This window comes from Pantoea sp. B9002, from assembly GCF_013385945.1.
Classification (GTDB): Bacteria; Pseudomonadota; Gammaproteobacteria; order Enterobacterales; family Enterobacteriaceae; genus Pantoea.
In genome coordinates, this window is sequence record NZ_JACAPA010000169.1 from 1 (window position 1) to 431 (window position 431).

At 57.3% G+C, this 431-nt stretch carries 1 protein-coding gene; it reads left to right on the top strand.

Annotated features, from left to right (window positions below; all coding sequences use genetic code 11):
- The coding region (locus tag HX773_RS25695; RefSeq protein WP_218168375.1) for a hypothetical protein at positions 1-314 on the top strand (314 nt) is incomplete at its 5' end.
- Positions 315-431: the final 117 nt, after the last annotated feature.

Sequence of the window (431 nt, forward strand, 5' to 3'; positions counted from 1 at the left end):
CGTGGTTACTCCACTGGCTGCGAGGTGTTATTGCCTACAGAGCCGAGGACTACACCACTGCGGCCCCTCATTACCGGGAGGCATTCCTGCATGCCAAGTACAGTGCTGGTGAGACCCAGTACATTCTGGTCAATCAGTATCTGGAGGTAATGGCCAAAACCAGGCAGTGGCTTGCTTTCAAGCAGGGAGCCCAATGGGCGTGCTACCTGGGGCTTTCTGTACGCTGGCTTCGCGACAAGGAGCCCACGGACGAGAACCTGCGAAACACCTATGGCATTCTCGGTCTGAGCAAGGTGCACTACGCCCGGTTGTGACAGGTTTTGCAACGACAGAACCGGAGGTCGAGTCTCCCGTTCTGTCGGGCTGAATGGGTGGGACAAGCAGCTCGTCAGCGCCAAAGGTTGATCTGGTTATGCGGATAGGCGACAGGC